The 18,662-nt window shown below is 69.2% G+C and carries 18 protein-coding genes and 1 pseudogene; 10 read left to right on the top strand and 9 right to left on the bottom strand.

Annotated features, from left to right (window positions below):
- Positions 1 to 72 precede the first annotated feature (72 nt).
- The 5 genes from AB8A24_RS01625 (at position 73) to trxA (ending at position 5,008) form a co-directional block, all read left to right on the top strand.
- The gene (locus AB8A24_RS01625; RefSeq protein WP_328962563.1) at positions 73 to 1,812 is read left to right on the top strand and encodes a protein kinase family protein; all 1,740 of its coding nucleotides are present in this window, start codon (positions 73 to 75) and stop codon (positions 1,810 to 1,812) included.
- 93 nt (positions 1,813 to 1,905) lie between these two features.
- On the top strand, positions 1,906 to 2,601 hold the full coding sequence (gene sigM / locus AB8A24_RS01620) for an RNA polymerase sigma factor SigM (protein ID WP_328962562.1): 696 nt from the start codon (positions 1,906 to 1,908) through the stop codon (positions 2,599 to 2,601).
- Positions 2,598 to 3,518, top strand: coding sequence for a hypothetical protein (locus AB8A24_RS01615; RefSeq protein WP_369474348.1), 921 nt, complete (start codon positions 2,598 to 2,600; stop codon positions 3,516 to 3,518). The genes sigM and AB8A24_RS01615 overlap by 4 nt, the downstream gene beginning before the upstream one ends.
- 128 nt (positions 3,519 to 3,646) lie before the next feature.
- On the top strand, positions 3,647 to 4,606 hold the full coding sequence (gene trxB / locus AB8A24_RS01610) for a thioredoxin-disulfide reductase (protein WP_369474347.1): 960 nt from the start codon (positions 3,647 to 3,649) through the stop codon (positions 4,604 to 4,606).
- Positions 4,607 to 4,666: 60 nt separating this feature from the next.
- Entirely contained in the window at positions 4,667 to 5,008 is a 342-nt protein-coding gene (gene trxA / locus AB8A24_RS01605; RefSeq protein ID WP_030713943.1) for a thioredoxin, read from the top strand.
- Between the two features lie 67 nt (positions 5,009 to 5,075).
- On the opposite strand, the gene AB8A24_RS01600 is transcribed toward trxA, so the two are convergent.
- The 9 genes and pseudogenes from AB8A24_RS01600 to rpmH all read right to left on the bottom strand — a co-directional run bounded on the left by AB8A24_RS01600 (position 5,076) and on the right by rpmH (position 11,553).
- Positions 5,076 to 5,693 carry a GNAT family N-acetyltransferase gene (locus tag AB8A24_RS01600; protein WP_328962560.1) on the bottom strand — a complete coding sequence of 206 codons (618 nt, stop codon included), beginning with the start codon at positions 5,691 to 5,693 and terminating at the stop codon, positions 5,076 to 5,078.
- 102 nt (positions 5,694 to 5,795) lie between these two features.
- The gene (locus AB8A24_RS01595; protein ID WP_328962559.1) at positions 5,796 to 6,890 is read right to left on the bottom strand and encodes a ParB/RepB/Spo0J family partition protein; all 1,095 of its coding nucleotides are present in this window, start codon (positions 6,888 to 6,890) and stop codon (positions 5,796 to 5,798) included.
- Positions 6,887 to 7,975, bottom strand: coding sequence for a ParA family protein (locus AB8A24_RS01590; protein WP_328962558.1), 1,089 nt, complete (start codon positions 7,973 to 7,975; stop codon positions 6,887 to 6,889). Before AB8A24_RS01590 ends, AB8A24_RS01595 begins: the two co-directional genes overlap by 4 nt.
- A 276-nt stretch (positions 7,976 to 8,251) precedes the next feature.
- Positions 8,252 to 8,968: a 16S rRNA (guanine(527)-N(7))-methyltransferase RsmG gene (rsmG, locus tag AB8A24_RS01585; RefSeq protein ID WP_030008407.1), complete on the bottom strand. Its 717-nt coding sequence runs from the start codon at positions 8,966 to 8,968 to the stop codon at positions 8,252 to 8,254.
- A gap of 138 nt (positions 8,969 to 9,106) precedes the next feature.
- Positions 9,107 to 9,619, bottom strand: coding sequence for a R3H domain-containing nucleic acid-binding protein (locus AB8A24_RS01580; protein WP_030008408.1), 513 nt, complete (start codon positions 9,617 to 9,619; stop codon positions 9,107 to 9,109).
- Between the two features lie 15 nt (positions 9,620 to 9,634).
- Positions 9,635 to 10,738, bottom strand: coding sequence for a membrane protein insertase YidC (yidC, locus tag AB8A24_RS01575; protein ID WP_266383136.1), 1,104 nt, complete (start codon positions 10,736 to 10,738; stop codon positions 9,635 to 9,637).
- Between the two features lie 30 nt (positions 10,739 to 10,768).
- Positions 10,769 to 11,023: pseudogene (gene yidD, locus AB8A24_RS01570) on the bottom strand (membrane protein insertion efficiency factor YidD); the annotation flags it as partial.
- The gene (gene rnpA / locus AB8A24_RS01565; RefSeq protein WP_078851074.1) at positions 11,020 to 11,394 is read right to left on the bottom strand and encodes a ribonuclease P protein component; all 375 of its coding nucleotides are present in this window, start codon (positions 11,392 to 11,394) and stop codon (positions 11,020 to 11,022) included. The pseudogene yidD and the gene rnpA, both read right to left, overlap by 4 nt.
- 21 nt (positions 11,395 to 11,415) lie before the next feature.
- On the bottom strand, positions 11,416 to 11,553 hold the full coding sequence (rpmH, locus tag AB8A24_RS01560; RefSeq protein ID WP_008741645.1) for a 50S ribosomal protein L34: 138 nt from the start codon (positions 11,551 to 11,553) through the stop codon (positions 11,416 to 11,418).
- 355 nt (positions 11,554 to 11,908) lie between these two features.
- Here rpmH and dnaA point away from each other — a divergent pair, with 355 nt between their 5' ends.
- From dnaA to AB8A24_RS01535, 5 genes are all read left to right on the top strand, one after another.
- A complete protein-coding gene (gene dnaA / locus AB8A24_RS01555) occupies positions 11,909 to 13,687 on the top strand; it encodes a chromosomal replication initiator protein DnaA (protein ID WP_266383131.1) in 1,779 nt (592 codons plus the stop codon).
- 876 nt (positions 13,688 to 14,563) lie between these two features.
- Complete coding sequence (gene dnaN, locus AB8A24_RS01550) at positions 14,564 to 15,694, top strand: DNA polymerase III subunit beta (RefSeq protein WP_328962556.1); 1,131 nt, start codon at positions 14,564 to 14,566, stop codon at positions 15,692 to 15,694.
- A gap of 202 nt (positions 15,695 to 15,896) precedes the next feature.
- Positions 15,897 to 16,832 (top strand): phosphogluconate dehydrogenase (NAD(+)-dependent, decarboxylating), encoded by a 936-nt coding sequence (gene gnd / locus AB8A24_RS01545; protein WP_266383128.1) that lies wholly within the window; start codon positions 15,897 to 15,899, stop codon positions 16,830 to 16,832.
- A gap of 88 nt (positions 16,833 to 16,920) precedes the next feature.
- The gene (recF, locus tag AB8A24_RS01540; RefSeq protein WP_030713969.1) at positions 16,921 to 18,057 is read left to right on the top strand and encodes a DNA replication/repair protein RecF; all 1,137 of its coding nucleotides are present in this window, start codon (positions 16,921 to 16,923) and stop codon (positions 18,055 to 18,057) included.
- A complete protein-coding gene (locus AB8A24_RS01535) occupies positions 18,054 to 18,587 on the top strand; it encodes a DUF721 domain-containing protein (protein ID WP_328962555.1) in 534 nt (177 codons plus the stop codon). Before recF ends, AB8A24_RS01535 begins: the two co-directional genes overlap by 4 nt.
- Positions 18,588 to 18,662: the final 75 nt, after the last annotated feature.

Below are 18,662 nucleotides of genomic sequence, written 5' to 3'. Positions count from 1 at the left end.
ACTGTGGGCACAATTGGCATGGCTTCGCAGACTGGCCGACAGCGCGCAACGAATGGGGAGGCGGGAACGACGGTGGCGGAACGTAGCACGGCTGCCGTCGACGTGGCCGACAACAGCGGCAATGAGCCGCTGACCGCTCAGGCGGCACAGGCCACGTCCGACGGGGTGGACACCCAGAACGGACGAGCCGCGGACGGACCCATGCCCGACAAGGACGGCGAACGCACCAACCCGGCCCCTGCGGCCGCACCCGAACTGCACAGCGGACACAAGCTCGCCAGACGCTATCGGCTGGAAGAGTGCGTCACCCGTGTGGACGGATTCAGCAGTTGGCGCGCGATGGACGAGAAACTGCGCCGGGCCGTGGGTGTGCACCTGATGCCCGCCGACCACGCGCGCGCTCGCTCCGTCCTGGCCGCCGCACGGTCCTCCGCCCTGCTCGGCGACCCACGGTTCGTCCAAGTCCTGGACGCCGTGGAGGAGAACGACCTCGTCTACGTCGTCCACGAGTGGCTGCCCGATGCCACCGAACTCACCGCCCTCCTCGCCGTCGGCCCCCTGGAGGCCCACGAGGCCTACCAGCTCGTCAGCCAGGTCTCCCAGGCGATGGCCGCCGCGCACCGTGAGGGTCTCGCCCATCTGCGGCTGACTCCCAGCGCGATACTGCGCACGTCCACGGGCCAGTACCGCATCCGCGGCCTCGCCGTGAACGCCGCCCTGCGCGGCATCACCAGCGAGACCCCGCAGCGGGCCGACACCGAGGCCATCGGCGCCCTGCTGTACGCCGCCCTCACCCAACGCTGGCCGTACGAGAGCGACGCGTACGGCCTCACGGGCCTGCCCAAGGGCGTCGGCCTGATCGCCCCCGACCAGGTACGCGCCGGTGTCCACCGCGGCCTGGGCGAACTCGCCATGCGCGCACTCGCCAACGACGGGGCCACCGCCTCCCGCCAGGAGCCCGCCTGCACCACTCCTGACGAGCTGGCCAAGGCCGTGGCCGCGATGCCCCGCATCCGGCCGCCGGAGCCCGCCTTCACCGCCCCGCCCGAGTACCAGCACACCACCTACCAGCAGGGCAGCTACGGCCGTCCGCCGACTCACCCCGGCGCGCAGGCCACTCGCACCATCGCCGTACCGCCGAACCCGCTGCAGAGCCGCACCGGTCGCGTCCTGAAGTGGGGTGTGGCCGCCCTGCTCATCGCCGCTCTGGGCCTGGGCAGCTGGCAGCTCGCCGACACGCTCCTGGACCGGGTCAAGGGCGACAGCGGCGGCACCAACAACTCGGAGTCCCCGAAGACGAACGGGGACGAGAAGAAGCCTGCGGAGAGCAAGCAGCTGCGCATCGTCAACGCATCCGTCTTCGGCAAGGACCCGATCAAGAGCGAAGACGCCGACAAGGCCATCGACAACAACCGCGACACCGCGTGGGTCACCAAGATCTTCTACGGCTACGAAGGAAAGTTCGGCAACCTGGACAGCTATGACGACGGCAGTGGCATCGTCGTCGACCTCGGCAGCGTCCAGGAGGTGACGGGCATCGACGTGGACATGCGCAGCGCGGGACACAAGGTCGAGGTCCGCGCCGCTGCCCCCGAGGCCTCCTCACCGCGCGGCATCTCCGACTTCCCCCAGGACTTCGTGAAACTGGGCAACGCGGGGAAGAAACTGGAGGCCACGGTGGAGACTCCGATCAAGACCCGCTTCGTGCTGGTGCACATCACCGCACTCCCCTCCGAAGGCGGTGGGGACGGCTTCCGCGGCGGCATCAACGAGATCAAGGTTCTCGGCATCGGCGACCAGCCGACTCCCTGATCGGTACGTCCCGGGTCCGCTGCGCCGTCGGCACAGCGGACCCTCGTATTCGTCCCGTCTGCCCCGTACGCTCCCTCCGGGAAGGGAGGTGTGATGCGCGACGCAACGACTGGCGGAGACAGTGACCGGGACCTGCTCGCACTGCACGTCGCCGGTGATCCCGATGCCTTCGGTGAACTCGTGCGGCGGCACCGCGACCGGCTGTGGGCCGTGGCGCTGCGGACCCTCGGGGATCGGGAGGAGGCCGCGGACGCCGTACAGGACGCCCTGGTCTCCGCCTACCGGGCCGCCCACACCTTCCGCGGGGATTCCGCCGTCACCACCTGGCTGCACCGGATCACTGTCAATGCCTGCCTGGACCGGGCCCGCAAGGCCGCCTCACGCCGGACCTCGCCGATCGACGACACGGACCGCCTGGAGCGCCTTCTGGAGCCCCACGAGTCGGCGGAGGCCCCTGCGGAGCGCCAGGACCTCCATCGCCAGCTCCTGGCCGCTCTGAGCACCCTCCCGGCCGATCAGCGGGCCGCGCTGGTCCTCGTCGACATGCAGGGATACCCCGTCGCCGAGGCCGCCCGGCTCCTCGACGTGCCCACCGGCACCGTCAAGAGCCGGTGCGCGCGCGGCCGGGCGAAACTCGTGCCACTCCTCACTCATCTGCGCACGAATGCCGGGGATAACACCGCCATCGAGCGGGGAAGGAACCGGACGCCGGGCCCACCCGTCCCACCAGCGGCAGAACCCAGGCATCCAGACCCAGACGCTGTGAAGGGCGGAGGTGGACGATCATGACCCCGCCCACTGGCATGTCCGGCACGACCGGCACGATCCGGCACCCGGACGTCTCGGAGATCTCCGACCTGACCGAAGGTCTCCTCTCCCCGTCCCGTACCGCCGAAATCCGACGCCATCTCGACGACTGCGTCCTGTGCGCCGATGTCCGCGCCTCCCTGGAGGAGATCCGCTCGCTCCTCGGCACCCTCCCGGGCCCGGCCCGGATGCCCGCCGACATCGCCGGACGCATCGACGCGGCCCTCGCCGCGGAGGCGCTTCTCGACTCCACCCAGCCGCGGGTCCAGGACGCACCGGTCGACCGGCCCCGCACACCGGACCGCGATGTTTCACGTGGAACCGCGCCCGCCGGTCACCCGACCGGCCCAACCGGACCCGGGCGACGCCGCGCGCGTCGCCGGATCGCCGTCCTCACCGGTCTGGTCGGAGCCGCGGCCTGCGCCCTGGGCATCTTCCTGTTCGGCGACTTCTCGGGCACGACCACCCACGAGACCGCCACGAGTGGCCAGGCGTCCGACTCCGCCGCGCGGCCGTCCGCCGCTGCCTCGGGCGAGGGCACGTACACCGCTCAGGGACTCCAGGACAGCGTCCGGCAGCTCATCGCGGGCGGCCAGGGCGCCAAGAACGTTCCTGAGGGGCAGAACAACACCCTCGGTCTGGAGAACACCGCCCCCGCCCCGGGGGACAAGCGGGGTGCGGCTTCCGTCCCCGCCTGTGTCCAGCAGGCCACCGGCCGGCTCGACACACCGCTCGCCGCCGAACGCGGCAGCTACCAGGACACCCCCGTCTATCTCCTCGTCCTGCCGCACCCTGCCGACTCCGGCCGCGTGGACGCCTACCTCGTCGACACCGCATGCGAGCAGAGCGGTTCGGACGCCCCCGGAAAGGTCCTTCTGACGCACACCTACGCGCGGTAGCCGAGGCGTTCAGGGCCGTGGTGGGCCAAGCGGGGAATGCATGCGCCGTAGGATCCGTTGGGTGGGGTGAGAGTCCGCACCGGCCCCCGGTAGGCAGTACGCAGTCCGCAGAGACGAGGAAGAAACCCGTGAGCGACGTCCGAAACGTGATCATCATCGGCTCCGGGCCGGCCGGTTACACCGCCGCCCTGTACACCGCACGCGCTTCGCTCAAGCCGCTGGTCTTCGAAGGAGCCGTCACCGCCGGTGGCGCCCTGATGAACACCACCGAGGTGGAGAACTTCCCGGGCTTCCAGGACGGCATCATGGGCCCCGACCTCATGGACAACATGCGTGCCCAGGCCGAGCGCTTCGGCGCCGAGCTGATCTCGGACGACGTCGTGGCCGTGGACCTCAGCGGTGAGATCAAGACCGTCACCGACACCGCCGGCACCGTGCACCGCGCCAAGGCCGTCATCGTCACCACCGGTTCGCAGCACCGCAAGCTCGGCCTGCCCAACGAGGACGCCCTCTCCGGCCGCGGTGTCTCCTGGTGCGCCACCTGCGACGGGTTCTTCTTCAAGGACCACGACATCGCCGTCGTCGGCGGCGGCGACACCGCGATCGAGGAGGCCACCTTCCTCTCGCGCTTCGCCAAGTCCGTCACGATCGTGCACCGCCGCGACAGCCTGCGTGCCTCGAAGGCCATGCAGGACCGCGCCTTCGCCGACCCGAAGATCAAGTTCGCCTGGGACAGCGAGGTCGCGGAGATCCACGGCGACCAGAAGCTCTCCGGCCTCACCCTGCGCAACACCAAGACCGGTGAGACCTCCGAGCTGCCCGTGACCGGCCTCTTCATCGCCGTCGGACACGACCCGCGCACCGAGCTCTTCAAGGGCCAGCTCGACCTCGACGAGGAGGGTTACCTCAAGGTCGAGGCCCCCTCCACGCGGACCAGCGCCACCGGCGTGTTCGGCGCCGGCGACGTCGTGGACCACACCTACCGTCAGGCCATCACCGCTGCGGGCACCGGCTGCTCCGCCGCCCTCGACGCCGAGCGCTTCCTCGCGGCGCTCGCGGACGCCGAGAAGGTCCACGCAACGGTCTGACCGGTCCGACCCCCACACTGCCCCACCCCACACCCCGCAGGAATGAAGAAGGAGGCCGCTGTGGCCGGCACCCTCAAGAACGTGACCGACGCTGACTTCGACGAGCAGGTCCTCAGGAGCGACAAGCCCGTACTGGTGGACTTCTGGGCCGCCTGGTGCGGACCCTGCCGCCAGATCGCGCCGTCCCTCGAGGCCATCGCCTCCGAGTACGGCGACCAGATCGAGATCGTCAAGCTCAACATCGACGAGAACCCGGCCACGGCCGCCAAGTACGGCGTCATGTCCATCCCGACGCTGAACGTCTACCAGGGCGGCGAGGTCGCCAAGACCATCGTCGGTGCGAAGCCGAAGGCCGCCATCCTGCGCGACCTCTCCGAGTTCGTCGAGGTCAAGACCGCCTGACGCGCTCGATGTTTCACGTGAAACGGGGCCGCCCCTCCATGGGGCGGCCCCGTTCCGCGTCTCGCGCTCACAGCGGCCGCAGCGCAGGTTCCTTGCGCGCGGCGCCCAGCAGCCGATCCAGCGCCAGCTCCACGTCTTCCTTCCAGGACAGTGTCGAGCGCAGCTCCAGCCGCAGCCGCGGATGCACCGGATGCGGCCGTACGGTCTTGAAGCCCACCGCCAGGAGATGGTCCGCCGGCAGCAGACAGGCCGGACCCTCCCAGTGGGCGTCCCCGAACGCCTCGATCGCCCGGAATCCACGCCGCAGCAGGTCCTTGGCCACCGTCTGGACCATGACCCGCCCCAGCCCCTGTCCCTGATACCCCGGCATGATCCAGGCGGTGATCAGCTGCACGGCATCGGGCGAGACCGGGCTGGTCGGAAAGGCAGTGGCCCGCGGCACGTACGCCGGCGGCGCGTAGAGGACGAAGCCGACCGGCACCTCGTCCACGTAGACCACTCGGCCGCAGGATCCCCACTCCAGCAGGACGGCGGAGATCCACGCCTCCTTCTCCTGCGCCGGAGTACCGGCCTTCACAGCGGCGTCGCCGCTGACCGGGTCCAGTTCCCAGAAGACACAGGACCGGCAACGACGCGGCAGGTCCTGGAGGTTGTCCAGCGTGAGCGGTACCAGCCGACGACCCATGACCGCATCGTATCCACTGGTCCATCGTTCTTCGACAGCAAAGCGAAGGGGCGGATCGCACCGGTTCGCACCGCTGCGATCCGCCCCTCGGCAGCCTGGGGATCACTCCCCGGCAAGACCCTGATCCAGCACCCGGCCCTCGCCCGGCGCCAGCGTCCCCAGAATCCGCTCCAGATCCTCCATCGAGGCGAACTCGACGGTGATCTTGCCCTTCTTCTGGCCCAGATCCACCTTCACCCGCGTCTCGAACCGGTCCGACAGCCGCGTAGCCAGCTCGTTGAGCGCCGGAGCCACCCGGGCACCCGCACGCGGACCCTTCGGCTTCACCACGCTCGACGGCTCCGAGGCCATCAGCGTCACGATCTCCTCGACCGCGCGCACCGAAAGACCCTCGGCCACGATCCGGTGCGCCAGCTTGTCCTGCACCTCGGAGTCCTCCACCGAGAGCAGCGCACGCGCGTGCCCGGCCGACAGCACACCCGCGGCCACCCGGCGCTGCACCGAGGGGGACAGCTTCAGCAGCCGCAGCGTGTTCGACACCTGGGGACGCGAGCGCCCGATCCGGTCGGCCAGCTGGTCGTGGGTGCACTTGAAGTCACGCAGCAGCTGGTCATAGGCCGCGGCTTCTTCCAGCGGGTTCAGCTGAGCCCGGTGCAGGTTCTCCAGCAGCGCGTCCAGCAGCAGCTTCTCGTCGTCCGTCGCCCGGATGATCGCCGGAATGGCCTCCAGCCCGGCCTCGCGGCAGGCACGCCAGCGCCGCTCACCCATGATCAGCTCATAGCGGCCGGGGGCCGCCTGCCGCACCACCACCGGCTGAAGCAGGCCCACCTCCTGGATGGAGGTCACCAGCTCGGCGAGCGCATCTTCGTCGAACACCTCGCGCGGCTGGCGCGGGTTCGGCGTGATCGCGTCCATCGGGAGCTCGGCGAACATCGCCCCCGCGACCGTATTGCTCTCGACCTCGGTCTCGGTCTCCACATCGGGCACCGGAACCACCGCGAGCGATGTTTCACGTGAAACATCGGCCTGTACGAGCGCAGCGAGCTTCGCCGCCGCGACCCCCCGCTCCGAAGCCAGCGTCGGCACCGCTGACGGGGACGTCGAACCGGCACCGATCACCGGGGGCGTCTTCTCCTGCGGAGCCGCGGGGATCAGCGCACCGAGCCCCCGCCCCAGACCCCTACGTCGATCACTCACTGGATCCCCTCCGCCACACTCTGCGTGCTGTTCGTGCCCGCGCCCAGATGGGCGTGCCGGGCCTCGTACTGAATACCGACCCCCCGATACGCGATCTCTCGCGCTGCCTCCAGGTAGGAGAGGGAACCACTGGAACCCGGGTCGTACGTGAGCACCGTCTGCCCATAGCTCGGTGCCTCGGAAATGCGCACCGACCGGGGGATGCTCGTCCGCAGCACCTCCTTGCCGAAGTGGCTGCGCACCTCCTCCGCCACCTGCGAGGCCAGCCGCGTCCTGCCGTCGTACATCGTCAGCAGGATGGTCGACACGTGGAGCGTCGGGTTGAGGTGGGCCCGGACCAGATCGACATTGCGCAGCAGCTGCCCCAGGCCCTCCAGCGCGTAGTACTCGCACTGGATCGGGATCAGCACCTCCGCGCCGGCCACCAGTGCGTTCACCGTCAGCAGCCCCAGCGAGGGAGGGCAGTCGATCAGGATGTAGTCGAGGGGCTGGTCGTACGCCTGGATCGCCCGCTGCAGGCGACTCTCCCGCGCCACGAGCGACACCAGCTCGATCTCGGCGCCCGCCAGGTCGATCGTGGCCGGGGCACAGAAGAGCCCCTCCACGTCCACCACCGGCTGGACGACCTCCAGCAGGGGGCGGCTGTCCACGAGCACGTCGTAGATGGACGGCACATCGGCGTGGTGGTCGATACCCAGCGCCGTGGACGCGTTGCCCTGCGGGTCAAGGTCGACGACCAGGACCCGTGCACCGTGCAGCGCGAGTGAGGCCGCCAGGTTCACGGTCGTCGTGGTCTTACCCACGCCGCCCTTCTGGTTGGCGACCACGATCACCCGGGTCTGATTCGGCCGGGGCAGCCTCTCACCGGCGCGCCCCAGTGCATCGACCGCCTGCTGCGCAGCTCGGCCGATGGGGGTGTCGTTGTCTACAAGAGGCGGAGGCGATGTTTCACGTGAAACATCCTCACCCGCCGATTCAGAGCGGGGACCGGGGACCGGATCGGCCATCGGCCCCGCGAGGTTGGCGTCGGACCGCACGGTGTCACTCTCCTCGACATCAGGCTCGCGATGAACAGAGCCTCCCATGTCACCCGGGTCGCGAACCAGCGGGGCCCGTACTCCTGTGGATGAATCCACCGTTGTGGACAACTCTGTCCCCCTTGCGTCCTTGCGTTGGAGGGGGGACGCAGCCGCACGACCGCGGCTGATGATTCCGTGCAGCAGAGAGCGACGTTTCACGTGAAACACGATGCCCGGAGGGAGTCTCCCGGCCTCTACGACACTCCGAAATCCATACCTATAGGGCCCAACACGGATGAAATCTCCCGTGTGGGCCCCGGCTCTCAGCGAATCAGCGGCAGGTCACCGGCGTCGGCGGGTACGTCCCACCCGCGCCGCCTTAGCCCGCTTGGCCGCGAACCTCACCCCTCCAGGGCTCTCTCCGACCTCGACCCGCACGACCGTCGACAGCGGATCCACCAGACCCTCACCCACGTGCAGCACCGAGGTCTTCACCACACCGAGCTTCGCCAGCGCCGTCTTCGCCGACACCAGTTCCTCGTCCGCGGTGTCGCCCTTCAGGGCCAGCATCTCGCCGTACGGCCGCAGCAGGGGCACACCCCAGCCGGCCAGCCGGTCCAGCGGAGCCACCGCACGCGCCGTCACCACATGCACCGGCTGCAGCTTGCCCAGGACCTCCTCGGCCCGCCCGCGCACCACCGTGACGTGGTCCAGGCCCAGCAGCTCCACGGCCTCCTGGAGGAAGGTCGTACGCCGCAGCAGCGGTTCGAGCAGCGTGATCTTGAGATCCCGGCGCACCAGGGCGAGCGGGATACCGGGCAGACCCGCACCCGAGCCCACGTCGCACACGGTGACGCCCTGCGGGACCACCTCCGACAGCACAGCGCAGTTCAGCAGATGCCGCTCCCACAGGCGCGGCACCTCACGCGGCCCGATCAGGCCCCGCTTGACTCCTGCGTCCGCCAGCAGCTCCGCGTACCGCACAGCTTCCGGGAAAAACTCACCGAACACCGCGCGCGCCTCTTCAGGCGCCGGGGGAAGCTCAGCTGCCTCCGTCACGGGGACCGTCCTTCCGTACCGCATGGTTCTGAAAAAACCACGTCTTCAAGATGAGGCGTCGTTCACCTGTCAGGCCAGGCTGACAAACATCGGCCCCGCCTGCGACACAGACGGGGCCGAAACAACTCGCGTCGACGATCAGGCCGGGAGCACAACGACGAAGCGCTGCGGCTCCTCGCCCTCGGACTCGCTGCGCAGACCGGCGGCCGCCACGGCGTCGTGGACGACCTTCCGCTCGAACGGGGTCATCGGAGCCAGCTTCAGCGGCTCGCCGGACGCCTTCACGTCCGCCGCGGCCTGGGCGCCCAGCGCCGCCAGCTCCTCGCGCTTCTTCGCGCGGAACCCGGCGATGTCCAGCATCAGCCGGCTGCGGTCCCCGGTCTCCCGGTGCACGGCGAGGCGGGTCAGCTCCTGCAGAGCCTCCAGAACCTCACCGTCGCGGCCCACGAGCTTCTGCAGATCACGGCTGGCGGAGTCACTGACGATCGACACCGCGGCCCGGTCGGCCTCGACGTCCATGTCGATGTCGCCGTCCAGGTCGGCGATGTCCAGCAGACCCTCGAGGTAGTCGGCCGCGATCTCACCCTCCTGCTCGAGGCGGGTCAGGGTGTCGCCACTCTCAGCGGCGGCGGTGGTGGTGCCTTCCGTCACGGGAGGGACTCCTTCTTACTTCTTGGGAGCGGGCTTGCTGGGAGTCTGACGCTGCGACTTCGACTGGCGCTTCGGCTGCTGCCGCTTCGCGGCACCGCCGCTCGCCGCATCCGAGTCTGCCGTGGCCTCGACACTCTTGATCACGGAGCCGTCGGCCTGGGCGGCCATGCCCTGCTTGCTGAGGGCGGCGATGAACTTGCGCTCGTTGTCGTTGCGGTCCGGGCCCTTGGCGACGATCGCCGAGACGACCCGCTTCTTGCCCCGGCCCTTGAGCTCACCGTGCGAGGTGATCTGCTTCAGCAGGCGGGTCAGGTACTGGTCCTGCGCCTTGCTGCCCGGCGTCGGGTTCTGGTTGATCACGTACATCTGCTGACCCATGGTCCAGACGTTCGTGGTCAGCCAGTAGACGAGAACACCGACGGGGAAGTTGATGCCCATGACCGCGAAGATCAGCGGGAAGATGTACATCAGCATCTTCTGCTGCTGCATGAACGGCGTCTTGACCGAGAGGTCGACGTTCTTCTGCATCAGCTGACGCTGGGTGTAGAACTGCGACAGCGACATCATGATGATCATGACTGCGGTCACGATCCGAACGTCCGTCAGGGTGGCGCCGAGTGCGGCGACCTTCTCCGGGCTGTCCATGAACTTCGCGGCGATCGGCGCACCGAAGATCTTGGCCGCACGAGCGCTGTCGACCAGCTGCTGGTCCATCGCGCCGACAGCCTTGCCATCGGCGATGTTCGACAGCACGTGGTACAGCGCGAAGAAGAACGGGGACTGCGCCAGGATGGGCAGGCACGAGGAGAGCGGGTTGGTACCCGTCTCCTTGTACAGCTTCATCATCTCTTCGGACTGACGCTGCTTGTCGTTCTTGTAACGCTCCTGGATCGCCTTCATCTTCGGCTGGAGCGCCTGCATACCCCGCGTCGCCTTGATCTGCTTCACGAAGAGCGGGATCAGACAGATACGGATCAAGATCACCAGGGACACGATGGACAGGCCCCAGGCCCACCCACTCGACTCACCGAAGATCGCCCCGTACATCGAGTGGAACTGGACGATGATCCACGAGACGGGGTAAGTGATAAAGCTGAACAGACTGGCAATCGTGTCCACTAATCAGGCTCCTTGAGCATTGCGAGATCTACGCAACGCACTGCGCAGCTGCTCGTGCCAACGCGGGCGTTTACGGGGTGGGACATGGTCCACGCCACCCGGGGACCACGGATTGCACCGCAGGATCCGCCAGGCGGTCAGGGCCGTCCCCTTCACCGCACCATGCCGGTCGATGGCCGTGTACCCGTAGTGCGAACACGACGGGTAGTAGCGGCACACCGGCCCGAGCAGCGGACTGATCGTCCACTGGTACAGCTTGATCAAAGCGAGCAGCGGGTACTTCATCGAGCCACGCCTCCCAGGAGCCGCACCAGAGCGGCATCCAGGTCCCGGGCCAGCTCGTCGGGGCCGGCATCACCCGCTCCGGGCAACGCGCGTACCACCACCAGGCTACCGGCGGGCAGCTGGGACAGCCGCTCGCGGACCAAATGGCGCAGACGGCGCTTGACCCGGTTACGTACGACGGCGTTGCCGACAGCCTTGCTGACGACGAAACCCGCACGCGACGAGGGATCGATCTCCCCCGACTCGTGCGGGTCCGTTGCACCGCTTGTACGTAGATGGACGACGAGGAGCGGGCGACCAGCCCGACGACCTCGACGTACCGCGCTCGCGAAGTCCTCGCGCCGCCTCAGCCGATTCTCGGGAGACAGCACGACGTCACGACCTGCGTGTGGTTACGCGGAAAGGGCGGCGCGGCCCTTGCCACGACGGTTCGCGAGGATCGCGCGACCGGCACGGGTACGCATCCGCAGGCGGAAGCCGTGGGTCTTGGCACGACGGCGGTTGTTCGGCTGGAAGGTGCGCTTGCTCACTCGGGGGCTCCAGAGAATGAATCGTTGTGGCGGGACATCGCCTGGCTGTCACCGTGCGCCCACGAGGAAACTCGCGTGTTCGCCCGAGTGGCACCGCTAAATGATCACTATCAGTGACCTTCGCCCATCGGTAGGCAGGCGGCAGCAGCCATCGACAACTCGACCTCGTTACGGTACGCGCGGCTACGCCATCCGGTCAAACCGAGCCGGCGTTGCCCCACACTGTGCACAGGCTGTGGACAACGACTTGAACCGTACCCGCTGGCCTGACTACCGTTGCCTGACCCCGGATTTTTTGTCCCGACCGTCCCAAAGAACCACACATTCGTGGGACCCCTGTGAGAGAGCGTGCTCTGTGGCTGACGTACCTGCCGATCTTGCCGCAGTGTGGCCAAGGGTGCTCGAAAAGCTCCTCGGGGAGGGACAGCCGGGGATCGAGCCCAAGGACAAGCAGTGGGTCGAGCGGTGTCAGCCCCTGGCACTCGTCGCCGACACCGCACTGCTGGCCGTCCCCAACGAATGGGGCAAGCGCGTCCTCGAGGGCCGCCTCGCCCCACTGATCAGTGACGCGCTCAGCCGTGAGTGCGGCCGCCCCATCCGGATCGCCATCACCGTGGACGACTCCGCCGGCGAGCCCGCGCCCCCCGCCCCGCCCGTCCAGCAGCAGGGCGGGTACGAGCCGTACGGCGGCCAGCGCCCCGGCGGCGGCCCGGGCGACGACCAGCTCCCCACCGCCCGCCCGGCCTACCCGGACTACCAGCAGCAGCGCCCGGAGCCCGGCGCCTGGCCCCGCGGCGGCCAACAGGACGACTACGGCTGGCAGCAGCCGCGCCTCGGCGGTTTCCCCGAGCGCGACCCGTACGCCTCCCCGCAGCCGGGCTACCTCCAGCAGCCCGAGCCCTCCGGTTACGACCAGGGCTCCTACGAGCAGCAGAAGTACGAGCAGTCCCCGTACGAGTCCCAGCAGCAGCACCAGTCCCATCAATACGAGCAGCAGAAGTACGAGCCCCAGCAGTACGAGCAGCCGGCGCCGCGCCAGGCCCCCGGCCGGCCCTCGGCGCCGTCCCCGTCCGGCGGCTCCACCTCGGGCCCGCTGGAGCCGACCGCGCGACTGAATCCCAAGTACCTCTTCGACACCTTCGTCATCGGCGCGTCCAACCGCTTCGCGCACGCCGCCGCGGTGGCCGTCGCCGAGGCGCCCGCGAAGGCCTACAACCCCCTCTTCGTCTACGGGGAGTCGGGCCTCGGCAAGACGCACCTGCTGCACGCCATCGGGCACTACGCGCGAAGCCTCTACCCCGGCACCCGGGTGCGGTACGTGAGCTCCGAGGAGTTCACCAACGAGTTCATCAACTCGATCCGCGACGGCAAGGGCGACGCGTTCCGCAAGCGCTACCGCGAGATGGACATCCTGCTCGTCGACGACATCCAGTTCCTCGCGAGCAAGGAGTCGACGCAGGAGGAGTTCTTCCACACCTTCAACACGCTCCACAACGCCAACAAGCAGATCGTGCTCTCCTCCGACCGGCCGCCCAAGCAGCTGGTGACCCTCGAGGACCGGCTCCGCAACCGCTTCGAGTGGGGCCTGATCACGGACGTCCAGCCGCCCGAGCTGGAGACCCGTATCGCGATCCTGCGCAAGAAGGCCGTCCAGGAGCAGCTCAACGCCCCGCCGGAGGTACTGGAGTTCATCGCCTCCCGCATCTCGCGCAACATCCGCGAGCTGGAGGGGGCGCTGATCCGGGTCACGGCCTTCGCGAGCCTCAACCGGCAGCCGGTCGACCTGGGCCTCACCGAGGACGTCCTGAAGAACCTGATCCCGGGCGGCGAGGACAGCGCTCCGGAGATCACGGCCTCCGACATCATGGCGGCCACCGCCGACTACTTCGGCCTGACCGTGGACGACCTGTGCGGCTCCTCGCGCAGCCGGGTCCTGGTCACCGCCCGGCAGATCGCCATGTACCTGTGCCGGGAGCTCACCGACCTCTCACTGCCCAAGATCGGGGCGCAGTTCGGCGGCCGCGACCACACGACCGTCATGCACGCGGACCGCAAGATCCGGGCTCTGATGGCCGAGCGCCGCTCCATCTACAACCAGGTCACCGAGCTCACCAACCGCATCAAGAACGGCTGAGCGCGGCTCCCCGACACCCGGTTCGGGGCCGCTCCAGGGCCTCTTCAAACGCATTCAGAGGGCGCTCCCGGTCCACAACGGGGGCGCCCTTCTTCGTTCGCGCGCCCCTGACCTGTTCGAATACGCCCCCGCGGGAGCAACTCATCCACAGATTGGGAGACTTTCTTCCGTCCACACCCTGGGGACGGGTCGCGTCGCCCACAATCTGTCCACAGGGATGCGGGGTGAGGTTCCATCAGGGCAGGTCAGCCCCCTGTGGAATTGTGCACAAACGTCATCCACAGGCTGTGGACAAATATTTCGTCCACAGCCCTGTCCACGGCGTTGTCCACCGTCGGCCCACAGGTTTCCACGTCCTGTGCACAGGATGCGCGGCCTTCTCCACACCCTTGTCCACTGTTCGGCAACACACCACCCCCTCTCACCGCCCGGAGTGAAAGCGGTCACACCGATGTAGACGTTTGGGTTGTGGAGTACCGGGGGAAAGCTGGGGACGCACCTGTGGAGTAATCGGGGTCACCTGGGGACAGCCTGTGCAGAACTTTTCGTTCTCCACAGAGACACGGGGTTGTCCACCGGTGTCACCCACAGGGTCGGTGGATAAAAAACCGGGGTTGACCTGCGAGAACGGGCTTATCCACCGTTTCCACAGGCCCTACTACTACCCCCATAGAGAGTTAGGCCGGTTTCGGTTTTCAAGCGGGTCCTGTGCACAACTCGTCGATCGCCCGCCCCGACGCCTCGCTCCCGACTTGACCGCCGGCCGCACCGAGTGTCGGCGCCGTACGTCAGACTGGTCCCCGGCATCGGTCGAGGCATCGACGAGCCGACGACGAAGGCCGGCAGACGAGCGAGCAACAGCAGGAGGCGGTTCCGGTGAAGATCCGGGTGGAGCGCGACGTACTCGCGGAGGCGGTGGCCTGGGCGGCCCGTAGCCTCCCGGCCCGGCCGCCGGTGCCCGTCCTCGCGGGCCTGCTGCTCAAGGCCGAGGAAGGCACCCTGAGCCTCTCCGGCTTCGACTACGAGGTCTCGGCCCGGGTCTCGGTCGAGGCGGACGTCGAGGAGGACGGCACCGTCCTGGTCTCCGGCCGGCTGCTCGCCGACATCTGCCGCGCCCTCCCCAACCGCCCGGTGGAGATTTCCACAGACGGTGTACGGGCGACCGTGGTCTGCGGCTCCTCGCGATTCACACTCCACACCCTGCCTGTGGAGGAGTACCCGGCACTGCCGCAGATGCCGACTGCGACCGGCACCGTCGCCGGCGAGGTCTTCGCCTCCGCCGCCAAGCAGGTGGCCACCGCCGCCGGCCGTGACGACACGCTGCCGGTGCTGACCGGTGTCCGCATCGAGATCGAGGGCGACCGCGTCACCCTGGCCTCCACCGACCGCTACCGCTTCGCGGTCCGCGAGTTCCTGTGGAAGCCGGAGAACCCGGAGGCGTCGGCCGTGGCCCTGGTGCCCGCCAAGACGCTCCAGGAGATCGCCAACTCGCTGACCAGCGGTGACACCGTCACTCTGGCGCTGTCCGGCTCCGGCGCGGGCGAGGGCCTGATCGGTTTCGAGGGCGCCGGCCGCCGCACCACGACCCGGCTGCTCGAAGGCGACCTGCCCAAGTACCGGACGCTGTTCCCGACGGAGTTCAACTCGATCGCCGTGATCGAGACCGCGCCCTTCGTCGAGGCCGTCAAGCGCGTGGCCCTGGTGGCCGAGCGCAACACCCCGGTCCGCCTCAGCTTCGAGCAGGGCGTGCTGATCCTGGAGGCCGGTTCCTCCGACGACGCACAGGCTGTGGAAAGGGTCGACGCCCAGCTGGACGGCGACGACATCTCGATCGCCTTCAACCCGACCTTCCTGCTGGACGGCCTGAGCGCGATCGCCTCCCCGGTGGCCCAGCTCAGCTTCACCACGTCGACCAAGCCGGCGCTGCTCAGCGGCCGCCCGGCGATCGACGCGGAGGCGGACGAGGCCTACAAGTACCTGATCATGCCGGTGCGCCTGTCCGGCTGACGCTCCACCTGTCGACGTCGGGCCCGGTCTCGCACGCAGCGGGACCGGGCCCGACGTCGTCCACAGGGTGGGGAGCCACCGGGGGAGAACCCGGAAAGCCGGAAACCGGGAAACCCGGATCGGCCGCCATGGAGCGCCCGCAGGGCCCGCCGCCACGGCCCGGCGTAGGCTCGGATCCGGTGGGCGACCCCCTGCGCGTCCGGTGAGGACACGGCCGGGGAAGCCCCGGCAAAGACGGCCACAACGCTTAAGGAACCACCTGATGGAGCTTGGTCTCGTCGGTCTCGGCAAGATGGGCGGCAACATGCGCGAGCGCATCCGCCGCGCAGGCCACACCGTCATCGGATACGACCGCAACCCGGACCTCGCGGATGTCCACAGCCTGCCGGAACTTGTGGACAGCCTGCAGGCCCCCCGCGTCGTGTGGGTCATGGTCCCGGCCGGTGCGGCCACCCAGTCCACGGTCGACGAGCTCGCCGAGCTGCTGTCGCCCGGTGACATCGTCGTCGACGGCGGGAACTCCCGCTGGACCGACGACGAGAAGCACGCCGAGGAGCTGAAGGCCAAGGGCATCGGCTTCGTCGACTGCGGTGTCTCCGGCGGCGTCTGGGGCCTGGAGAACGGCTACGCGCTCATGTACGGCGGCGCCGCCGAGGACGTTGCCCGGGTGCAGCCGGTCTTCGACGCCCTCAAGCCCGAGGGCGAGTTCGGCGCCGTGCACGCCGGCAAGGTCGGCGCCGGCCACTTCGCGAAGATGGTCCACAACGGCATCGAGTACGCCATGATGCAGGCCTACGCCGAGGGCTGGGAGCTCCTGGAGAAGGTGGACTCGGTCACCGACGTCCGCGAGGTCTTCCGCTCCTGGCAGGAAGGCACCGTCATCCGCTCCTGGCTGCTGGACCTGGCCGTGAACGCCCTCGACGAGGACGAGCACCTGGAGCAGCTGCGTGGCTTCGCCCAGGACTCCGGCGAGGGACGCTGGACGGTGGAGGCGGCGATCGACAACGCCGTACCGCTGCCCGCGATCACCGCGTCGCTGTTCGCGCGCTTCGCCTCGCGGCAGGACGACTCCCCGCAGATGAAGATGATCGCCGCGCTGCGCAACCAGTTCGGCGGCCACGCGGTCGAGAAGAAGTAGCACGTCACAGCCCGGGGCCGAGCGGCCCAGAGGGACAGCAGCACAGCACCACAGCGAGTAGTGGGAAGCCGGGGGAGGTCGGCGCCGAATGCACGTTTCGCATCTCTCATTGGCCGACTTCCGCTCGTACGCCCGGGCCGAGGTTCCCCTCGACCCGGGCGTCACCGCTTTCGTGGGCCCCAACGGCCAGGGGAAGACCAACCTCGTCGAGGCGATCGGCTACCTGGCGACCCTGGGCAGCCACCGGGTCTCCTCGGACGCCCCGCTCGTGCGGATGGGCGCGGACCGGGCGATCATCCGGGCCGCCGTCACCCAGGGCGAGCGGCAGCAGCTGGTGGAACTGGAACTCAATCCCGGCCGGGCGAACCGGGCCCGGATCAACCGTTCCTCGCAGGTCAGGCCGCGGGACGTGCTGGGGATCATACGGACGGTGCTGTTCGCGCCGGAGGACCTGGCCCTGGTCAAGGGCGACCCGGGCGAGCGGCGCCGGTTCCTGGACGAGCTGGTCACGGCGCGCTCGCCGCGGATGGCCGCGGTCCGCTCCGACTACGAGCGGGTGCTCAAGCAGCGCAACACCCTCCTGAAGTCGGCGGCGATGGCCCGCCGGCACGGCGGCCGTTCCCTGGACCTGTCCACCCTCGACGTGTGGGACCAGCACCTCGCGCGCGTGGGCGCGGAACTGCTCGCCCAACGGCTGGATCTGATCGCGACCCTGCTCCCCCTGGCGGACAAGGCCTACGAGCAGCTCGCGCCCGGCGGCGGCCCACTGGGTCTGGCGTACAAGTCCTCGGCCGGCGAGCCGGTGGACAGCGGTGCGGCCCGCACCCGCGAGGCCCTCTACGAGGTGCTGCTGGCGGCACTGGCCGAGGTGCGCAAGCAGGAGATCGAGCGCGGTGTGACCCTGGTGGGCCCGCACCGCGACGACCTGGTGCTGCGGCTCGGGGAGCTGCCCGCGAAGGGGTACGCGAGCCACGGGGAGTCGTGGTCGTACGCGCTGGCGCTGCGGCTCGCCTCGTACGAGCTGCTGCGCTCGGAGGGCAGCGAGCCCGTGCTGATCCTGGACGACGTGTTCGCGGAGCTGGACACCCGGCGTCGGGAGCGGCTGGCGGAGCTGGTGGCCCCGGGCGAGCAGGTCCTGGTGACGGCGGCGGTGGACGACGACGTCCCGGGGGTGCTGGTCGGAACGCGGTTCGGGGTGTCCGGCGGTGAGGTGACCCGGCTGTGAACGAGCACGCCAAGGACCCGCAGGAGGGTCGCAGGACCCCGGAGGCATCCGGGGTGGACCTCGCGCGCCAGGCCCTCGCGGCGGCGCGCGAGCAGGCGCGGGCCCGGGGCAACGCGGTCGGCGGGAAGAAGAGTCGGCAGCCGGGGCTGCGCTCGGGAGCCCGTGCGGACGGCCGGGACCCGATGCCGCTCATGGCGGCGCTGGACCGGCTGCGCACCGAACGCGGCTGGGAGATGCCGATGGCGGTGGCGGGCGTGATGGAGCGCTGGCCGGAGATCGTCGGCCCGGAGATCGCGGCCCACTGTGAACCGCAGCGGTACGAGGACCGTGAGCTTGTCGTGCGGTGCGATTCCTCGGCGTGGGCGGCGCAGCTGAAGCTGCTGGCTCCGCAGCTGGTCGCGCGACTGAACGCCGATCTTGGCCAGGGCACCGTGCGCCTGATCAAGGTCCAGGGGCCCGGCGGCCGGCCGAAGGGCTACGGGCCGTGGCGGGCGCCGGGCAGCAAGGGCCCGGGCGACACCTACGGGTGAGTAGGCGGTCCGGCGGGTGGCGTCCCTCACGGTAGCCGGAGGTTGACAGGCCGAAGCGCTGGATGCCCGTGTGAG

The sequence above is a fragment of the Streptomyces sp. BF23-19 genome, from assembly GCF_041106355.1.
Lineage (GTDB): Bacteria > Actinomycetota > Actinomycetes > Streptomycetales > Streptomycetaceae > Streptomyces > Streptomyces virginiae_A.
This window is presented reverse-complemented; position numbering and strand designations above follow the sequence as displayed.